10 protein-coding genes are annotated in these 21,399 nt (G+C 37.8%); all 10 read left to right on the top strand.

Features of this window, described 5'->3' with window-relative positions; translation table 11 throughout:
- Positions 1–15 precede the first annotated feature (15 nt).
- The 10 genes from BZZ03_RS04760 to BZZ03_RS11980 are packed head-to-tail and all read left to right on the top strand — an operon-like array spanning position 16 to position 21,355.
- Positions 16–2,343: a preprotein translocase subunit SecA gene (locus tag BZZ03_RS04760; RefSeq protein ID WP_086582654.1), complete on the top strand. Its 2,328-nt coding sequence runs from the start codon at positions 16–18 to the stop codon at positions 2,341–2,343.
- 19 nt (positions 2,344–2,362) lie between these two features.
- Complete coding sequence (locus BZZ03_RS04755; protein WP_019294054.1) at positions 2,363–3,391, top strand: sugar transferase; 1,029 nt, start codon at positions 2,363–2,365, stop codon at positions 3,389–3,391.
- On the top strand, positions 3,378–4,880 hold the full coding sequence (gene gtfA, locus BZZ03_RS04750) for an accessory Sec system glycosyltransferase GtfA (RefSeq protein ID WP_086582653.1): 1,503 nt from the start codon (positions 3,378–3,380) through the stop codon (positions 4,878–4,880). Before BZZ03_RS04755 ends, gtfA begins: the two co-directional genes overlap by 14 nt.
- Positions 4,873–6,219 (top strand): accessory Sec system glycosylation chaperone GtfB, encoded by a 1,347-nt coding sequence (gene gtfB / locus BZZ03_RS04745; RefSeq protein WP_086582652.1) that lies wholly within the window; start codon positions 4,873–4,875, stop codon positions 6,217–6,219. Before gtfA ends, gtfB begins: the two co-directional genes overlap by 8 nt.
- Positions 6,216–6,395: a hypothetical protein gene (locus BZZ03_RS04740; protein ID WP_017370017.1), complete on the top strand. Its 180-nt coding sequence runs from the start codon at positions 6,216–6,218 to the stop codon at positions 6,393–6,395. The genes gtfB and BZZ03_RS04740 overlap by 4 nt, the downstream gene beginning before the upstream one ends.
- 29 nt (positions 6,396–6,424) lie before the next feature.
- Positions 6,425–7,672, top strand: coding sequence for an accessory Sec system protein translocase subunit SecY2 (gene secY2 / locus BZZ03_RS04735; protein ID WP_086582651.1), 1,248 nt, complete (start codon positions 6,425–6,427; stop codon positions 7,670–7,672).
- Positions 7,673–7,693: 21 nt separating this feature from the next.
- Positions 7,694–9,268, top strand: a complete 1,575-nt coding sequence (asp1, locus tag BZZ03_RS04730) for an accessory Sec system protein Asp1 (RefSeq protein ID WP_086582650.1) — start codon at positions 7,694–7,696, stop codon at positions 9,266–9,268.
- Complete coding sequence (gene asp2, locus BZZ03_RS04725) at positions 9,261–10,814, top strand: accessory Sec system protein Asp2 (protein WP_086582649.1); 1,554 nt, start codon at positions 9,261–9,263, stop codon at positions 10,812–10,814. Before asp1 ends, asp2 begins: the two co-directional genes overlap by 8 nt.
- Positions 10,804–11,247, top strand: coding sequence for an accessory Sec system protein Asp3 (gene asp3, locus BZZ03_RS04720; protein WP_019294048.1), 444 nt, complete (start codon positions 10,804–10,806; stop codon positions 11,245–11,247). Before asp2 ends, asp3 begins: the two co-directional genes overlap by 11 nt.
- A gap of 34 nt (positions 11,248–11,281) precedes the next feature.
- Entirely contained in the window at positions 11,282–21,355 is a 10,074-nt protein-coding gene (locus BZZ03_RS11980) for a KxYKxGKxW signal peptide domain-containing protein (protein ID WP_158092867.1), read from the top strand.
- The last annotated feature ends 44 nt before the right edge of the window (positions 21,356–21,399 follow it).

The raw sequence follows: 21,399 nt of genomic DNA, 5'->3' as shown, positions 1-21,399 counted from the left end.
AAGGAAGAGTAGAGAGTGTACAAGAAGCTGCTAAAAAAAATAAATAATTTATCAGAAATTGTAATGAAATTTAGTGACAAAGAACTCAGGAATAAAACCGATGAATTAAAAAAACGTATTTTAAATAATGAGAAAGAAATTGATATTATTGCCGAGGCATTTGCGGTAGTTCGCGAAGCAGATCGAAGGGTGCTAGGTTTATATCCTACAGATGAACAAGTGCTCGGTGCTTTAGCCCTTTATGAGGGGCAAATTGCTGAGATGAAGACTGGTGAAGGAAAGAGCTTAGTGGCTACTTTACCTCTTTATTTAAAAGCTTTGTATCTGGATACAGTCTTTTTAGTGACAACGAATGACTATTTAGCCAGTAGGGACTTTGAACGTATTGGTATTGTCTACCAATGGTTAGGGTTAGAAGTTGCTAATGGTACGAGTGATCCTGAGGAAGAAGAATTTGATGTAAAAAAAAGACAAGCAGTTTATGCTGCAAATATTATTTATATTTCAAATGGAACTTTGGCTTTTGATTTTTTAATTGATGGTTTGTCTGAAAAAAGAGAAGAAAAATTTATGTCGACATTGACTTATGCTCTTTTAGATGAGGTGGATGAAATCCTTCTAGATAGTGCGCAAATGCCTTTAATCATTTCAGGTGCTCCAAAAGTTCAGTCCAATTATTTTGAAAACACGAATGCCTTCATTACGATACTCCAAAAAGAAGCTGATTTTAAATTGGATGAAGAACAGAAAAATGTTTGGTTGACAGAAAAAGGCATTACAAAAGCGAAGAAATATTTTTCGATTTCAAATCTTCTTGATCAACAGTTCTTTACACTCTACCAACATATAATATTGGCCTTAAAAGCACATCATACATTAAAACGAGACCGAGATTATCTTGTGGAAGAGGGTGAAGTTAAACTGCTTGACCGCAAAGATGGACGAATTTTAGAAGGCTCGAATCTACAAAATGGCTTACATCAAGCTATTGAAGCAAAAGAATTTGTTGAATTAAGTAATGAAACACAGACGATTTCATCTATAACTTATCAAAATTTATTCCGTCAGTTTCGACAGTTGGCTGGTATGTCAGGCACAGCAAAAGTTGCGGAAAATGAATTTATCAATACCTATAATCTCCCAGTAAAAATGATAAAAACTCATAAAAAAAGTATCCGAGTTGATCACAAACCGAAAAGTTACACAAATTTTGCGGCTAAATTAGAAGCAAGCCTTGAAAAAATAACTTCTTTACATGCTGAAGGACGTCCTGTTCTCGTCATTACAGGGTCTGTTGATGCTTCAGAACTTTATTCTTTGAATTTACTTAATATAGGAATTCCTCATAATATCCTTAATGCAAAGAGCAGCTCTAAAGAAGCGCAAATTATCTCTGAAGCAGGACAGGTCGGAGCGGTGACTATTTCTACCTCTATGGCTGGTCGAGGTACGGATATTAAAATCTCGGAAGAAGCTAGTGAAAAGGGTGGACTTGCAGTTGTTATAACTGAGCGGATGTTAAATAGACGTATTGAATTACAAGCCAAAGGTCGAGCAGGTAGACAGGGAGAACCTGGGGATACTTATACCTTTGAGTCTTTAGAAGATGATGTTATTAAAAATTTCGTCCAAGAAAGCATACAAACTTATTATGAAAAATATAAAGAAGTTACAAAACCGATTCGTAATTATAAGGTAAAGCGTGCTTTTAGGAAAGCTCAAAAAATTTCAGAACAAAATGGTTATGATGAGCGAATAAAGGCTCTCCAATTTGATGAAGTTTTACGCCTGCAGAAAGAGCAAGTAAATAAGAAGCGTCAAGAAATTATGGAACTTAGAAGTGTGTCTGAAGCTTTATTAATCGTAAATTGGAGTGCAGAAATTGTCGTTAATGATTATTTTTCAACTAAAGAGAGACAGACATCACATACTATACAACGTTTTATTTTAGATCATATTGACTATAATTTTAAAAATGTTAATGAAGAATATCTGAAAACAAATGAACTTAAACAATGGTATATAAGGCATGTTTTAAAAGAAAATCTTCAAGCAAAAAGAGAAAAAATTGGCGATGATAGAGCTTTTCTTCAATATTTACAGATTACAATGCTGAAAGCTATAGATAATTCTTGGAGTAATCAAGTAGACGCAATGAATCAACTCCGCTTTGTTGTGCAAAGTCGATCGACAGCACAAAAAAAGCCCATTGCTGAATTTGAAAAGGAGGCTCAAAGAAGTTACCAAAAAAGACAAAGTGAGGTCTCACTCCTAATTCTAAAAAACGCTGCATTAAGTTTGCTAGATATTAAGAAAGGGGAACTTATCGTAACTTTTCCTTAGAGAAGTGATAAGAGGATAGATGAGAAAGTATATAACAAATTTATATGGACAAAGTGAACAAAGCACGGCTATGACTGCGCAACATATGATTACTAAGCTTGCACACGATGAAGGATTTAAAGAAATCAGTGTTTCGGCTTATTCGGTGAGTGAAGATACACCAGAGGAAAAAGAAAAAAGAATCATTGGCATGCTGTCTTCTGTCACACAAGGAGATTTGGCCATTGCTCAAATGCCATCTTGGAACGGGATTGCATTTGATGAAGTTTTTTTGAAAATACTTCGTGAAAGAGTAGATAAACTAGTCGTCTTTATTCATGATTTTGTGCCTCTTATGTTTCAAAATAATGACTATTTATTTGAGCGGTACTTAGAGGCTTACAATTTAGCTGACTTAGTAATATTGCCTTCGGAACGAATGGAGAAAAAACTACGAGAACGAGGTCTGACAAGCCCTGTGAAAATACAAGGTATCTGGGACCATTTGGTAGGAATTGATAATTTGAAATATCCAAAATTTCAACGCAAATTGAAATTTGCTGGAAATATTACACGTTTTCCTTTTGTGAAAGAATGGAGCAGTGATTTACCATTAGAAGTTTTTAGCAATGGTGAAGTGAATGCAAGAGGCTTTTTAAAGATGAAAGGTTGGCAACATGATGATCAACTTTTACGTGAACTTAATAAAGGTGGTTTTGGGTTAGTTTGGAGCGAAAATATTGAAAACCAATTTGAACGAGAATACTCAGAAATGAATGCTTCTTTTAAATTTAGCACCTATCTTGCTGCAGGCTTACCAATTATTGTTAATAAAGGTTTAGCAAAACAAAGCTTTGTGGAAGAGCAAGAGATTGGTTTAGTGGCAAATAATCTTGAGGAGGCAATAGATTATGTGAAATGCATGTCCTCTTCAGAGTACATGCGAATCAGTTCCAACGTGCAACGTGTGGGGGCACTTGTGAAGGAAGGTTTTTTCACTAAACAATTGCTTATGGAGATACAAAATTACTTATTTTTAGAAAAGGGAAAAGAAAATGACCATTTATAATTTCAATCTTGGCATAGGCTGGGCCAGTTCAGGAGTGGAGTATGCACAAGCTTATCGTTCCAATATTTTTAAGAAGAATAAACAAGAGGCAAAATTTATTTTTACAGATATTTTCCATGAAAACTTGGAACCAATGACTAAAAATATTGGTTTTGAAGACCATGAAGTTATTTGGCTCTATCAATACTTTACAAATATTAAAATTAGCCCGACAACTTTTACACTTAAACAACTTGAAAATAGCTTTGCAAACAAACCACAACATATAGAGAAAAATGAAAATTTAGTTTCATATATCTGGGAAGGCATACGGGTTACAGCTTTTATAGACAAAACAGGAGCAAGTGGGGCAGTCTACAAAACAGAAACGATTGTCAATGGGAATTTAATTCAGAGGGATTATTATAACTATGTCAAAATCTTTTCTGAATATTTTAAACCTGTCAATAATCAAGCGAATCTTTATCAACGTCGTTTCTTCAATGAAGATGGCTCCACTGCCTACGATGAGCTTCTTAATGGAGAACAAAGTTTATATATTTTTGAGGATAGAACCATTTATTCTAAAGAAAATCTTTTGATTCATTTTGTTGAAAGCCTAGGTTTAACTAAAAAGGATATTCTAATTATCGATCGTTCGACAGGAATGGGTCCAGAAATCATCAAGGCTAAAGGTGAAGCTAAAGTTGGTGTCGTTATTCATGCAGAACATTATAATGCGCCGTTAACGACCGAGAAGAAGATTCTTTGGAACAATTATTACGATTATCAGTTCGAAAATGCACGAAGTATTGACTTTTTCGTTACTGCCACAGAAGTTCAGAAGCAAGTTTTGGAACAACAGTTTTTTAAATATGGAAAAGGTCCAATCACTGTTTACGCAATACCAGTAGGTAGCATTGATAAACTCATGGTCAATAAAAAAAGGAAAGCCAATACCTTAATCACTGCTTCACGCTTAGCAAGCGAGAAACATTTGGACTGGCTTATACGGGCAACGGTGCAAGCACGAAAACAGATAAAAAATCTTAGCCTTGATATTTATGGACGCGGTGGTGATGAACCGATTTTAAGAAAGTTAATCGAGGAACTCGAAGCGAGTGATTATATACATTTAATGGGACAGCATAATTTAAAAAATATATATAAAAATTATACGACTTATGTTTCGACATCAACAAGTGAGGGTTTTGGACTTACATTATTAGAAGCAGTTGGTTCAGGTTTAGGAATGATTGGCTATGATGTTCCTTATGGCAATCAAACTTTTATTCAATCTGAAGTAAATGGCTTATTAGTGTCTTATAGTAAAAATGAAACACCTAAAAATATTTCAGCAATTGCAGAAGCAATTGTGAAACATCAAAAGCAAAGCCAGACAGCACTTGAAAAAGTTCGCGAGGCATCTTATCACATTGCTCAACCATTTCTAACCTCTCATATTCAAAAGAAATGGGCACAACTTGAAGCGGAGGTCACACATGATTAACTTATTTGAAAACTATCGCGAGGAAGAGAAAGATTTAGAAAGTTCCCTTCAACAGGCTGGCTATAAACATCAAACAATTGTTTTGAATGAAGATGGCTATCTTCCAGAACATGTCACTTCACCTATCAGTTTTTTTACCGGAATGAAAGAAGATAATTCCTCCAAAAATGATTCTCCTAAATTTTTTAATGAAATTTCCCTCCCTAATTATTGGGAAATCAAAGGGGACGGGCAAAAAGCAGAGATTTTTGAAGGTTATAAAAAAAGAGGGCACATCAATTATAGTCAAAGAAAAACGGACTATCGTGCAGTGAAGTCCGTAGAATGGCTGAACGACTCAGGAAGAGTTCGAGCGATTGATCTTTACAATCAATATGGAACATTGTTTGGTAGAGAGGCTTACAGTGATGGACAGCGGACTTTGACAACTTATTTTGATAAAAAACAAGCAGAAGTGATTTTGATAAACCATATCACTCAAACCATTCAACTCAATTATAAAAAGAAACAATATGTTTTTGAAACTTATACTGACTTCATTATCTTTTATTTGGAAGAATCCAAAAGCAATACGCGTGAAATATTTTATAATTCACTCGGGCGTCCCTTTTTCATTACAGAAGCTTTAAAGGCTAAGAAACCAAATAAGGCATATAACCATACTTTATTTTGGCAAGAAGAATCAGCTGAAATACCAGGGAATATGCGGATGATATTATCTGATAAAGCTGCACCAACGAAACGTATTGTGATTCAAAATCGTGAAGAATACATTCGAATTCAGCAACAAATTAACGAGCAAACAAGTGTACAAATTGAGTATCTCGGCTATCTCTACAATTTGAGAGCACGTAAATCCATAAATAAATCTATTCTAATTCTTACCAACTCTGACCAAATTGCACAACTCAACCAGCTTCTAGATGCTTTACCAAATTATCAGTTTAATATCGCAGCGAGAACAACGATGTCTCAGAAATTACATGCTTTTGAAAATTATTCAAATGTGCAATTGTATCCAACAGTGGATGACTTAGAGCTAGAAAAACTTATTTCAAAAAGTAGTTTTTACTTAGATATTAACCACGGAAATGAAGTTGAGCACATTATTCGTACAGCTTTTGAGAATAATCAACTTATTTTGGGATTCAATGAAACAATTCACAACAAACGCTATACAAGTGCAGAGAATATTTTCCACCAAAACGAATGGATGAATCTCGTCCAAAGAATCCGTGAAGTAGGTAAGAATTTTAAAGCGTATCGTAAAGCGATGGGTAGTCAATGGTGGTCATCTGGGCAGTCGACAATTGATGATTATAAGGAAGTACTCAAATGAAAAATCAAGATCCCGTTTTAATAAAAATCCAAGAGAAACAAGCCAAAATCGAAGAGGAATCACGCTTAAGACCAAAACATCAGATAAAAAATCGAATTGTGATTGCGACCTCAATCCTTTTGTTATCTGGTATCCTTATTGGACTTCTGAGAATAATTCTCACACTTGTAAAATGATTATTTTAAAAAAAAGGAAAACATAAAAGATGAGTTTAACAATTTATAAGCAAAAGGCTATTAAACGTCTTCTCTTTTCACTCATGATCGTGCTCATCTATATATTGGGGAGTAATATACTTATTCCTGGAATAGATGCTCAAGCTCTATATGAACTTTCGCGTAAAACAGTTGGTCTATCTTTTGCAATGAGTATGACCGGACTTTCTATTGACAGACTGTCATTGTTTTCTTTAGGGCTAGGACCGTGGATGTCAGCTATGATTTTTTGGAGAGTGCTTACGGTCAGTAAAGTCTTTCATATTGAAAGTTTCACTCCCCAGCAAAATTATCGCATGAAATATATTTTTAGTATTCTGCTGGGTTTGGTTCAGAGTTTTAGTATTATAACGCAGGTTGAAATTTTGGGAGATGTCTATAAACCTATTGGTAATCTCTCTTTAGCTTTGATACTCGTAGCTGGTTTAGCTGTCCTTATCTGGTTAGGCAATCTTAATACAGATTATGGTATAGGCGGACCTACTATCATTATTTTAGTAAGCATGCTTCGAAATTGGCCTGCTCGCTTTCTGGAGCCTTTAGTGAAGAATTATCATGGTATCATCACTCTTTTAGGTTGGCTTTTAGCTTTTACCCTTCTTTTGCTAATATCTTTCATGATTTTTAGATTTTATCAAGGAGAACGTCGGTTACCTTTGATGCATGTGATGTTGGATGACCGTTTCGCTGCACAATCCTACCTTCCTATTCCCACAAATCCAGCGGGAGGAATGCCATTTATGTATGCTTTCAGTGTAGTCTTATTTCCGCAGTATATTCTATTCATGCTAAAAAGTTGGGATAAAAATAATCAGTTCTTAAGTTTTCTTTACGAACAGGTGCAGTTGGATCATATTTTGGGTGTTATACTCCTTCTTATTAGTTTGGTCCTACTGACTTACGGTTTTGCCTATGTCAATATTGATTATAAAGAAATTGCAGATAATTTGAAAAAAAGTGGAGATTACTTTAATAACGTTTATCCAGGAAAAAATACAGAGCGTTATCTTTTTCATAACGTCTCTCGCATGGCAGGGATTTCAGCCGCACTAAACTGTACGATAATCGGTCTACCTATGTTTGCTGCTCTTTATTGGCCTCATATCAGTGTTTGGGCTTATTTCGTTCCTACTTGGCTCATACTTATGATTTTGATGCGAGAAATCACAGTGCAGTTTTCAAGATACTACCATCGAAATGATTATGGTGCTTTTATACCGGAAGTTGAAGGATTATAAAAATAGAAGGAGAAAAAAACGATGATTTATTTTGTACCGGCCTGGAATAAAAAAATACAGTCAGGCATGTCTACAGATGATCTGATGGGACAGATACAGTCTTTCATGTCTTCTGATGTTGCCTATAAAATTCTTATCAGTGATTATATGCCTGAACTCCGTTACTTCCTTCACCGCTATGATTTGTTAGAAAGCAGCTATGTAAGCATTTTTGATGAGTTACAAACAATCAAACACGTGGAGCAAAAAAGCTTAACATTGAAGGATTTAAATTTTCCTGATACGGCGACTTTTTCTTATACGCCATTTAATATTTTAGTTTATCAGGAAGAGGCACTTATTGGTCAGATTACTTTAGGAGAAGCATCTTATATTTCTGAAGTGACATATATTAGTGGAGGAAAGGTAACTTTAGTCGAAATCTATGATGACCGCGGTTTTATTTCTAGTCGTGATATTTATGAAGATGGCAACTTTTGCTATAAGGAGTATTTGAATCAGCAAGAACACTGGGTTATTCGCACATATAAAGATGCTGCGTGTGAGGTAAATGAAGAATATTCAGCAGGACTAAGGCAAAGATACTATGAGAGCTTAGAAGAAATTAAGTTTGAAAAATTAGAGAGTTATTATGAACAACTTGGTGCAGATGATTCAATAATCGTATCATTGACAGAAAAGAACTTACCTTATTTCCAGAAAAGTAAAGTTCTTCCAAAGATGACACTCTCACTATTTGGCAATCGTTTAAGTAGTAAAATAAAAACTCAAAAAGAATTAGAAGAAGTTACTGGACAGTGCTTTGCTGTGATTGTGGATTCGAATCAGAATATGCAGAAAGTAAAAGCATTTACTGAAGAAAGCAAAATCCACCGCATTAGTCCTTATGATACGCGATTCGAATTAAGCAGAAGTCATGAGTTAAAAGAAGAAGTTATTTATTTTGAGAGCCGAGACATGACAAAAGAAGCAATTGGACAAGCCATAGAGATACTTTTTTCTTATTTAGTTGATGTCTTTGATAATTGCGAAGTTGAAAGAAGTTTTCGAATTATTATACGTATGGCATCGCATCCCTTAATTTCGGCTTTTTCAGCAAAAATACGTGCTCTTTTTATTGAAAAATTTCCCGAAGAAATGCCGCTTGTAGAAGAACTGCTCCCCATGTTGACAGGAGAAAATTCTATCGATGCAACACTTTTGAAAAAGACTAACCCTGAAGTAAAAGGGGTAATGCAATTATGGAAAAGTTTTGACCTTCAGATAATAAACAGTGATGATGAGCTATTTAGAATCATTAACGAAACACGATTAATTATTGACTTAAGAGAAGAGCCTGATCTTTTTACTCAGATTGCAGGTATAAGTGCAGGTATTCCTCAGATAAATCAAGTGGAAACAGAATATGTGCAAGCCTATAAAAATGGTTTAGTGATCGCGGACTGGACCGAACTTTACCAAGGATTAAGTTATTATCTGGATCGATTAAAACACTGGCAAGAAGCACGGATGTTCGCTGTCCAACAAATAAAAAAATATTCAGGAGTTGCTCTTAGAGAGAAGATATGCCAAATTTTAGGAGGAATAAATGAATAAAAAGACACACGTTTTACAAATCGGTCAAAAAAACTGGCAAGAGTACATATCCTTGCAAGACAGAGACAAACTGGAGTGGACCTATTTTGATATGTGGGCAGGAACAGATGAGGAGGCTCTTGCACTCATGAAGAAGAGGAAGGGACGAACATTTGATGCTGTGATATGTACAGACGAAATAAACTGGACACAAGTGGCTAAGTTTTCAAAAGTTATTGAAGCTTATAGTCTGATTATTAATCAAGATTATGAAGAAGAGATTCCTCAAGATTTTGCCTTAAAAAAATGTCCCTTATTTATGAACACAGAAGATAAAAAAGAAGAAGTGATAAGGAGTGTATCGCAAAATTTCTTTTCCGGACAAATGGGTTCAAAACTTCATGTGAACACTCTAACAGTAAATGATGAATTTAGAGGAGAGATTGAAATATATGGGCAGGATTATCTGCAATTAACAGGAGATTTTTCCGGATTTTCTCAAAATTTCTTAGTAACATGGCAGCATAATATTGGCATGTATGGCCGTTCTAAAAAAATATGGTTAGAGTTTGAATGCCAAGGCAACGCAAAGATTTCCTTCACGCTACTTAAAATACTTGAGGGAAGCAGCCAAATCATTGAAAGACGAGTTTACACACAAGAAGAGATAAAAAAAGGAATAGAAGTTCCCTATGAGAAAAATATCGGTTACTTAAGTTTATCGCTAACAGCTACAGGATCTGGTACTTTAAAAGTTGGACCTTTGCACTTTAGAGATTCTCGTCAACATTATGGAGAGTACATTCTTGGTGGTAGAAAAATTGTGGATGAAAGAAACCAAGAACTTTTTTACTACTTTCATCCAGGAGATTTAAAACCACCACTTAATGTCTACTTCTCAGGCTATCGATCAGCTGAAGGTTTCGAAGGTTTCTTTATGATGAAGAAGCTAGGGACACCGTTTTTGCTGATTACTGATCCTCGGTTGGAAGGGGGAAGTTTTTATATGGGAAGTATGGAACTTGAAAGGCAGTTGATTGAGATTATTCAGAGGTATTTACAAGAACTTCATTTTACAAGTGACCAACTCATCTTGTCAGGACTTTCGATGGGAACTTATGGAGCCCTTTATTATGCAAGTGAACTGTCGCCTGGTTATGTTATCGTGGGTAAACCTTTAGTGAATATTGGTGACATAGCTTCTAATGAAGAGCTTGTAAGACCAGGAGGATTTCCCACTTCTTTAGATATTTTACACTCGTTGTCAGGGAGCCTCTCAGAGGAGGGTGTAGAGATTTTGAATCAACGCTTTTGGGATTCATTTGAGAAGTCAGATTTTTCAAATACACGTTTTATCATTTCCTATATGAAAAATGATGACTACGATAAAAATGCGTACCCCAATATTATCACAGCCTTATCTGACAAGGATTCAGCAGTCATAGGCAAAGGAATACCTGGGCGCCATAATGATAATTCACAGGCAATTAATCAATGGTTTATTAATCAATATAATCGAATTTTAGTGGAAACTTACGGTCGAGAGAGGAAACAAAATGGATTTTGACATAGTCTGGAATACTTCGCAAATAAATTTTTACAAATATGGTGCAAAAATTGTATACCGCTCGGATCATACAGTTTATTTCACGAATAATTTTTTTCCTTCGGGGGCAACTATTGTGAAGTGGACTTCCAATTCTCTCTACCAAGGGGAGCGCACGTTGCTACAACTTCCCCTTTTAAAGCGTGGAAAGCACTATGAATTAATAACTGACTTTACTTGTGAACCTCAAGACTCAGTTTTAATAAAAATGGAATTCTACGAGCGCTCAGGAAAATTAATGGAGACATGTGTTTTTGAAGGTAAAGGAGGTGATGTAACATATCCAATGGGTGCATATTTTTACTCTATTTCTCTTATTAATATGGGGATGCGTGAGCTTTTATTTAAAAAAATAAAGATAATTCATGCAAGTAAAGGTACAGAAACAGTATAAAAGTATTGACAAATTAAAAGAAAGAAAAAGGTTAATGAATAAGAAAAAGGGACTTATAAAACAAGTAACACGTTTTAAAATGCATAAGTCGGGAAAATTTTGGGTAATCTCCAGTTTAACGCACTTTAGCTGGTTAAATTTATCCAAAAAATCCGCACAGCAAGTTAAAGCAGAAATTAAAGAAACTTCTTACCAACTATTATACGGTGAAGAAGATGAATCAACATATAAAACAAGATTTGGTTCGGGACTAAAAGCTTTAACTGGACTTGTAGCAGGTCTTGGATTAGGTGCCGGGATTTCACAAGGGCAAACCTATGCTGAAACGACACAACCATCAGTGGAGAAGCAGAGCGGAAAAGAAACGTTAGCTCAAAAAGATAGTGTCGCAATTAAGTTAGAAACGAGTGAATCTGAAACGAATACTAACTCTGTATCAGAGTCACAATCACAATCACTTTCTACATCTGAATCAAATTCTGAACTTGCATCAGAAGCTCAAGTACTGCAAGGTCCAGTTCGAAGAGCTGCTTATGATGACGGACAAGTCACTGAAAACCAGATCTATGACGTTAATTATAAAGGTTATTACTATCAGTCCAGTAAAGGGACGGATCCTTCAAAATATGACGGTTTGATGAAGGTTCAGATGAATAAAGATAATGTAACCGTTCAATTTGATCCAAGCAAACCGCTCCCAAGAAGTGTTGCGGTTAAATTAAAATCTGAAGCTGATCCTTCTGTTCCACAACAAAATGTATTGAATTTAACTCTCGGAAAAACGGTGACAGATTATACAACCCAAATTTCTTATGATGGAGATTTGAGCACTTATTGGACGAACTATATTAAGAAACATCCAGAATGGGCGGATACAAATCCAGCCATTCAAATTGTGGTAAATGATGGACACTGGATTGCGAATGAAAATGGATGGACAACAGTTAGCCGTTATGAAATTCCTGTAATTAGTGATTCATCCTCTACATCAGAAAGTGTGAGTGGGTCTGAATCTATTTCACAATCAGAAATTGTAAGTGACTCAGACTCGAAAAGTGATTCAAAAAGCTTATCCGATTCTAGCTTTGAATCACAATCTGATTCGGATTCAATTTCAAAGTCGGAATCTGTATCTGAATCATTGTCAGAGACCCTTTCTGAGTCAAGCTCAGAATCAATATCTGACTCCCAGTCGATTTCTAGCTCTGAATCTACTTCAGAAACCCTTTCTGAATCAAGCTCAGAATCAATATCTGACTCCCAGTCGATTTCTAGTTCTGAATCTTTATCAGAAACCCTTTCTGAGTCAAGCTCAGAATCAATATCTGATTCACAATCAATTTCTGGTTCTGAATCTACTTCTGAATCAGAAGTTATAAGTGAATCTGAGAGTGTTTCAAACTCTGTGAGTGATTCTCTTTCAGTATCTATGAGTGAGTCAGAAAGTGTCTCAAATTCATTAAGCGGCTCTCAATCTGTATCGATAAGTGAGTCTAATCGAAATTCAAATAGCGAATCTGTTTCGGTATCTTTAAGTGGCTCAGTGGAAGATTCAGAGAGTGATTCTGCCAGTCATTCACTATCAGTAAGTGAATCTAATCGAAATTCCAGCAGTGATTCTGCAAGTGTTTCGAATTCTACAAGCGACTCAAACCGCGCTTCTAATTCGGAATCTTCTTCGCTTTCAACTTCCATGAGTGATTCACAATCAGAATCAACATCAATTTCCGATTCTCAAAGTGTCTCGCTATCTGATTCAATCCGTGATTCAAATTCAAATTCAAGCAGTAGTTCAGAATCTCTCTCAGACTCGCTTCGAGATTCTTTATCAGAGTCTGTCTCAACTTCAGGATCAATAAGTGACTCAGATTCAGTCTCAACTTCTATATCTACATCGCAAAGCACGTCACTTTCAGACTCAAAACGTGAGTCAGTTTCGGAATCTGCATCAGAGTCATTGGCATCAAATTCAGAGACGAATTCAGCCAGTGAGTCAGCATCCGAGTCTGGTTCAACTTCAGTTTCTCAGTCGATTTCCGATTCTATTTCTTCATCAGAGTCGGGCAAAGGCTCAATTTCTGATTCGATTTCAGAGAGTCTTTCTGTAAGCGAATCTATTTCAACATCAGATTCAAATCGTGCTTCTGTAAGTGAGTCAGTATCAGATTCTCACTCACTTTCAGTTTCAGAATCGATATCTGATTCTGTATCTTCCTCGGAATCAGGACAAGGTTCAATATCTGATTCAGCTTCAGAAAGTACATCGGTGAGTGAATCACTCTCAAATTCTGAGTCAGAACGTCAGTCTTCATCAGATTCAAGTTCTGAATCAAACTCGACATCCGTGTCCAACTCAGTAAGTGATTCAGAATCGATTTCAAGCTCTCTTTCACATTCAGAACCTATTGTGTCTGGATCAGAATCTGATTCTTCAAGCCAGTCAACTTCAAGCTCAGAATCGACTCGCGATTCACAGAGCGAATCTTCAAGTCTTTCTGACTCAATCAGTGCATCGTTATCAGACTCAATTAGTGATTCTGCTTCGAATTCATCCTCACATTCAGAATCAACGCGAGACTCAAACTCCGATTCAGTGAGCGGATCTGTCTCTACGTCTGATTCTAATCGTGAGTCAGCAAGTGAGTCAAGCTCAGAATCAGGCTCTATTAGCCTATCGATTTCAGAATCAAGTTCAGAGTCTACTTCAATAAGTAGCTCAACTTCCGAATCAACGCGTGAGTCTGAATCCGATTCCTCAAGCACGTCACATTCACTTTCAGTTTCAGAGCAGGAATCAAGTTCAGATTCAGCAAGTGAATCAAGTAAAAATTCAAGTAGCGATTCATCTTCTGATAGTAGCTCGCTCTCAGAGTCAAGTCGTGAGTCAAGTTCAGAATCCAGCAGTCTCTCAACTTCGCTTTCAGATTCAAATCGGGAGTCACTCTCAGATTCAGTATCTGATTCTCGTTCGCTTAGTGAGTCGACTTCCGTCTCAGACTCAGCATCTAATTCTCATAAAGATTCGCAATCAGATTCGAATCGCGAATCAACATCTGACTCAAACAGTCATTCGGCCTCAGTTTCAGATTCAAATCGAGAATCAAGCTCAGAGTCAATCTCAGACTCACAGTCACAAAGTGAAGAAGTATCACAGTCAGAATCATTGTCAGCTTCAGTTAGCGAATCACTTTCTGACTCAAACCGTAATTCTATATCGGACTCAATAAGCGAATCGACTTCAATTTCGACTTCGGAACGTCCATCAATTTCTGAGTCTGTATCAGAATCGCTTTCGACAAGTACCTCAACAAGTGATTCAATTTCAACTTCGGTATCAGTATCAAGCTCAGAAAGTACATCACTTTCCGAGTCAAGTCGTGATTCCTCTTCAGATTCAGCCTCAGAATCACTTAATTCTAATTCGAATACAAATTCGGCATCAGAATCAAGCTCAGAATCAGCTTCAATTTCGACTTCGAACTCAGTCTCTGATTCTGTTTCGTCTTCAGAATCTGGACGAAATTCAAGTTCCGACTCAAGCTCAGAGAGCAGCTCAGTTTCAGATTCTGCCTCAATATCTGATTCAGAGAGAAATTCACAAAGTGATTCTGAGTCAGTTTCAAGTTCTACCTCTGACTCTGTTTCAGCTTCAATTTCTGACTCAAGCTCAGATTCTGGACGAAATTCAAACTCCGAGTCAAGCTCCGAAAGCAGTTCAGTCTCAGAATCAATTTCTCAATCTGATTCAGAACGTGTTTCGACAAGCGATTCTAGCTCTGACTCAAGCTCCAATTCGACTTCAGTTTCAGCTTCTGAGTCACTCTCGGCTTCTGAATCGGGACGTGAGTCAAGCTCGACTTCAGCTTCAGAAAGCACTTCATTAAGCGACTCATCATCACTTTCAGAATCAGGCAACAATTCATCTTCTGAATCTAACTCTGTATCTGGATCAACTTCAACGTCACAATCAGTAAGTGAATCTGTATCTGCCTCAAGTTCAAACTCTCATTCTGACTCTTTAGAATCAGGTTCTGAGTCGGACTCTCTAAGCGTTTCAAGTTCATTGTCTGATTCAAACCGTGAATCTAATAGTGAATCTGCATCACATTCGTCCTCAATAAGCGAATCTAATTCGGTCTCAGTCAGTGAGTCGCTAAGTGATTCCATTTCTAATTCAGGATCAATAGAAGAATCAGTTTCTGACTCTACATCAGATTCTCTTTCCCTTTCAGGTTCGGAAAGAGAATCAACAAGTGATTCAGCAAGCCTTTCAACATCTACAAGCGAATCTATATCACAATCAATAAGTGAATCAAGTTCGATTTCATCTTCATTATCAGAGTCGAGTCGTGATTCTCGTTCAGAAAGCCAATCTGCCTCTGATTCACAATCAGTATCAAGTCGTGAATCAACAAGCGATTCAAGCAGTGACTCTCTTTCAACAAGTGATTCCCTTTCAACCTCAGTAAGCACATCTGTTTCGGAATCAATTTCGCATTCAACTTCAAGTCGAGAATCAAGTTCAGAATCAGCAAGTCTTTCAACTTCACTGTCAGCTTCGGAACGTGACTCTTCAAGTGATTCAGCGAGTGAGTCAAGCAAAGCCTCAAGTTCAGAATCAGCTTCAGCAAGTCTTTCACTGTCAGAATCTGGACGTCAGTCAAACTCAGAATCAGCTTCAGTTTCTAGTTCTATGAGTGACTCTGCTTCACTGTCTGGTTCAGTTTCCGTTTCAATCAGTGCTTCAACGTCAAACTCAAGTAGAGAATCAAATAGTGACTCCGCCTCAGCTTCCGTTTCATCATCAGAGTCAAGTCGTGAATCACTTTCAGATTCGAACTCGTCTTCAACATCTGTAAGCAATTCTCTCTCTGATTCATTGTCAGTTTCTGGTTCAGCTTCAGATTCTCTTTCAACTTCTGAGTGGGCTTCTATGAGTGATTCAAACTCCGTTTCTGGATCTTTGTCGGAATCAAGTCGTGAATCACTTTCAGAATCAAGTTCTCTCTCAACTTCAATAAGTGACTCTATATCTGAGTCAAGTAAAAACTCAGCTTCAGAAAGTACTTCACGTTCAGAATCAACAAGAGATTCATTATCAGATTCTGCATCAAACTCACTTGAGTCTAATTCTGATCAAAACTCAGCGAGTGAGTCAAGTTCCGCTTCAGGTTCTCTTTCAGCTTCCGTTTCAAGCTCAGAGTCAAGCTCAAGTTCAGAATCAAGTAAAGCTTCAAATTCAGACTCCGCTTCAGAAAGTCTTTCAAATAGTGTTTCAGAATCACTTTCAAACTCAGCACAAGAGTCAAGTAGCGAATCAGTGTCAGGATCACTTTCGGTTTCTGAATCAATTTCAGGTTCTATTTCTAACTCTGTTTCAAATTCAAACCTTAATTCTGATTCAGAGTCGGTTTCAAACAGTACTTCATTGAGTGAATCAGGCTCAAGCTCAGAGTCAGAGCTGGTTTCTACCAGTGATTCAGCTTCAGCATCAACTTCTGTATCAGAATCGCAGTCTGTTTCAAACTCAAGCTCAAGTTCAGAATCAAGTAAAGCTTCAAGTTCAGACTCCGCTTCAGAAAGTAACTCTGTCAGCAACTCACTTTCTGTTTCAGATTCAGAACGTAATTCTGACTCAGAGTCAATTTCCGCTTCCGTTTCAAACTCTATATCTCAATCTGAGAGCCAATCTGTTTCTGTTTCAACTTCAGATTCAAACTCTGAGCCTGTCGAATCTGGTTCAGACTCCGATTCGCTTAGCGCTTCAAGCTCGCTTTCAGAATCAAGTCGTGTTTCATCAAGTGAATCTTCAAGTCTTTCAGCATCGTTGAGTACATCACTTTCGACATCAGGAAGTCTTTCAGATTCAAACTCTGCCTCAAGCTCAGATTCGAGTCGTGAGTCATTGTCAGATTCTTCAAGTCTTTCTGCCTCGACTTCAGAATCAAGTCGTAATTCAGAAAGTAACTCAGCATCGCTATCTACTTCAACAAGTAGTTCACTTTCGACATCAATGAGTGATTCAAGCTCGCTCTCCGATTCGTTGTCAGCTTCGATAAGTCTATCTCTATCAGTATCTGACTCTTCAAGTCACTCAATCTCAGACTCTCTGTCAGATTCTGCACGTGATTCAATAAGCGAGTCGGTGAGTGATTCAAGCTCAGCAAGTGATTCAACTTCGAATTCTCTTAGTGAATCGATTTCGGACTCTGTTTCAGTTTCTAACTCAAGTCGTGATTCTATCTCAGATTCTGCCAGTCTTTCGACATCTGTTTCAGACTCTGCTCGTACCTCTCTGAGTGAGTCGGCAAGTGAGTCAAGCAAGCATTCAAGTAGCGAATCAGCTTCTGAGAGTACTTCGCTTTCTGTTTCAGGCCGTGATTCGATGTCAGAATCTATTTCTGAAAGTAGCTCTCTTTCAGAATCAAGTCGTGATTCTCAATCTCTATCAAATTCAACATCAAGCTCGATGAGTGTTTCACAATCCGAGTCAAGAAGTAGTTCTAGCTCTGAGAGCAGTTCTCTTTCAGAATCAAGTCGTGATTCGCTCAGTGATTCTGTATCAGCTTCACAATCGGTGTCTGACTCAGCACGTGAATCTCATTCTGAAAGCATTTCAGTATCAAGCTCAATTAGTGAATCGCTTTCTGATTCGCGTAATGATTCAAGCTCAGAAAGCACTTCAAACTCTGACTCAACACGTGATTCAATTTCTGACTCAAGTTCAGATTCTCTGACTTCTAATTCTGATACAAACTCTATGAGTGAATCCAGCTCAACATCGGGGTCTCACTCAACTTCAATTTCAAGCTCAGAGTCTAGCTCAAGCTCAGAGTCTGGAAAAGCTTCAAGTTCAGAATCTGTATCTGAAAGCAGTTCAAATAGTCACTCAGACTCCCAGTCTGTATCTAGTCGTGATTCAGAAAGTGAGTCAAGCTCGGTTTCTGCATCTAACTCAGATTCCCAGTCTGTTTCTGAGTCAATCTCAATTTCGGACTCAGGACGCATTTCAAGTTCAGAATCTGTGTCTGAAAGTGTTTCAAATAGTTTATCTGGATCACAGTCAGATTCATCACGTCAATCCGATTCCGACTCATCATCTGAATCCAGCTCAACCTCACTTTCTCAGTCTGTGAGTGAGTCAACTTCGGTATCACAATCATTGTCTCATTCTGTACCTCTTGAGTCAGGATCAGAATCTGATTCGTTGAGCATTTCAACGTCTATGTCAGATTCGAACCGAACTTCAAATAGTGAATCAAGTAGTACGTCAGCCTCAGTAAGTCATTCACAATCACAGTCTAATAGCATTTCAGCCTCAGAGTCTGTTTCGACATCAAACTCTTCTCGTGAATCTGTTTCTGACTCAGTGAGTGCTTCAAGCTCGTTGTCAGCCTCAGAACGAGATTCAAATAGTGCTTCAACGAGTGCATCTGTTTCTGTAAGTGAATCTGTGTCAGAATCAATAAGTGATTCGACATCAGTTTCAACATCAGTTTCAGCTTCGAGTCGCGACTCTCTCTCTGATTCAGCAAGTGCTTCAACATCAACGTCAGCCTCAGAACGTGATTCAGGTAGCCTTTCTGCAAGTGAATCAAGCAAACTTTCAAGCAGCGAATCAGCTTCTGAAAGTACTTCACTTTCTATTTCCAGTCGTGAATCAGCTTCAGATTCAAGTTCAGAGAGTAGCTCAAGCTCAGATTCTAGCCGTCAATCAGCTTCCGAGTCTGCTTCGCTTTCCACATCAATGAGTCTATCGACATCAAGTTCAGTCTCTGAGTCAAGTTCAGAAAGTCGTTCACTTTCAGATTCAGCACGTGAGTCTGTGAGTGCATCAGAATCAATTTCTGAATCGTTCTCTTATTCAAGTCGTGAATCGACTTCTGAAAGTCTCTCAACATCAAGTTCCGTAAGTGACTCTCTTTCAGACTCTAGTAATGCTTCCAGCTCAGAAAGTACTTCAGCTTCAACTTCAATACTTGAATCAAGCAGTGAGTCAGCATCACATTCAACCTCTGGTTCACAGTCAGATTCAGTATCTGCCTCACTTTCAGCTTCAGAATCTATAAGTGGTTCACAATCACTTTCAGGTTCACAAAGTGAATCTAGCAGTCAATCAGGCTCTGTATCTGAGTCCGTAAATAATTCTCAAAGTGATTCAGTATCTGTTTCCTTATCAACATCAAGCTCAGAGCAAGAATCTCTTTCTGATTCGGTATCAACATCAGTATCAATCAGTGATTCACTTTCGACATCTTTATCCTTGTCAAGTTCAGAGAGCCTATCTGCATCAAATTCGAACCGTAACTCTACTTCGGAGTCAGCTTCAGAATCATTAGCTTCAAATTCTAATACTAACTCTGCAAGTAATTCGGCTTCAGGTTCTGCCTCACACTCAGTATCTACATCAGCCTCAGAATCACTATCTATTTCGGGTTCAGAGCAAGCTTCAAGCTCGGACTCAGTATCTGAAAGTGTATCTGTGAGTGGATCTGTATCCTCCTCAGCATCGGAAAGAGACTCTTTAAGTGAATCTGTCTCAGAATCCCTATCAGGCTCAAGTTCAGCTTCAATATCAGAATCAGTATCCTCGTCGGATTCAAGTAGAACTTCAAGTTCAGAATCAGCTTCAGATAGTTTGTCAATAAGTGAATCAATCGTTCACTCAACTTCAGAACGGGATTCGTTGAGTGAGTCAATCTCAACTTCAGTGTCAACCTCAGCTTCCTTATCTGTCTCAGATTCGGCATCAGCTTCAGAATCAGGGAAGGTATCAAGTTCAGAGTCTTCATCTGAAAGTAGCTCAAATAGTATGTCGGGCTCAATTTCTGATTCACAACGTGAATCACAGAGTGATTCAATTTCAGATTCTATCTCTATGTCTGGTTCGACATCAGTTTCAGAATCAATCTCAGCATCTCTTTCAGGAGAGCTCTCAAGTTCAGAGTCTTCATCTGAAAGCAGTTCAAATAGTCTATCTGTATCTCAGTCAGATTCTGACCGTGGATCAGAGTCAACATCGAGCTCAACTTCAACATCAAGTTCAGCTTCTCAATCCGTGAGCGAGTCAACTTCAGTATCACATTCACTTTCGCAGTCTGAACCAGTAGAGTCAGGTTCAGATTCAGATTCGTTAAGTGATTCGACATCAGTCTCTGATTCAAACCGAAGCTCGCTCAGTGAGTCTGTGAGTCATTCCGTTTCAGCAAGTGATTCCGCATCATCTTCATTGAGTGATTCAGTCTCTGTTTCAGATTCACTCTCTGCTTCAGGACGTGAGTCAATGTCTGAGTCTGCCAGCCTTTCGACATCTATTTCAGCATCAGAGCGAGATTCTCTCAGCGATTCAGTGAGTGAGTCTGGTTCAACAAGTGCTTCGCTGTCGGTATCCACAAGTGATTCAGTCTCTGTTTCAGATTCCATCTCTGCTTCAGGACGTGATTCAGTGTCTGAGTCTGCCAGCCTTTCGACATCTATTTCAGCATCAGAGCGAGATTCTCTCAGCGATTCAGTGAGTGAGTCTGGTTCAACAAGTGCTTCGTTGTCGGTATCTACAAGTGATTCAGTCTCACTTTCATCATCAAGCTCTGAATCAAGTCGCGATTCCGTCAGTGAGTCTGCCAGTCTTTCAACATCTGTTTCAGCATCAGAGCGAGATTCTCTCAGCGATTCAGTGAGTGAGTCCGGTTCAGCAAGTGCTTCGTTGTCGGTATCCACAAGTGATTCAGTCTCACTTTCATCATCAAGTTCGGAGTCAAGTCGTGATTCCATAAGTGATTCAGCAAGTGATTCAACTTCGATATCAACTTCAAATAGAGAGTCTGTTTCAGAATCAGCATCAGAAAGTGGCTCAACATCGCTATCACTAAGTGATTCAGTCTCACTTTCAACCTCATCATCAATGTCTGAATCAGCATCTGTATCAACAAGTGAATCAATTTCCGCATCACTAAGTGCTTCTGAATCAACATCATTAGCATCTAGAAATTCAGAACACATGAGCACTTTGCCACATACTGGTGATAAGGACTCTATTGGCTTAGGTGTTTTAGGCTTAGGATTAATAGGTGCCGCAGCTCTAGGTAAGAAGAAAAAGAAAAAAGCTTAAGAACAAATAACAAAAATATTTAGAAAGGAATAAAATAAAGTAAA

Origin of the sequence: Lactococcus petauri (assembly GCF_002154895.1) — a bacterium.
Taxonomy (GTDB): Bacteria; Bacillota; Bacilli; order Lactobacillales; family Streptococcaceae; genus Lactococcus; species Lactococcus petauri.
This window is presented reverse-complemented; position numbering and strand designations above follow the sequence as displayed.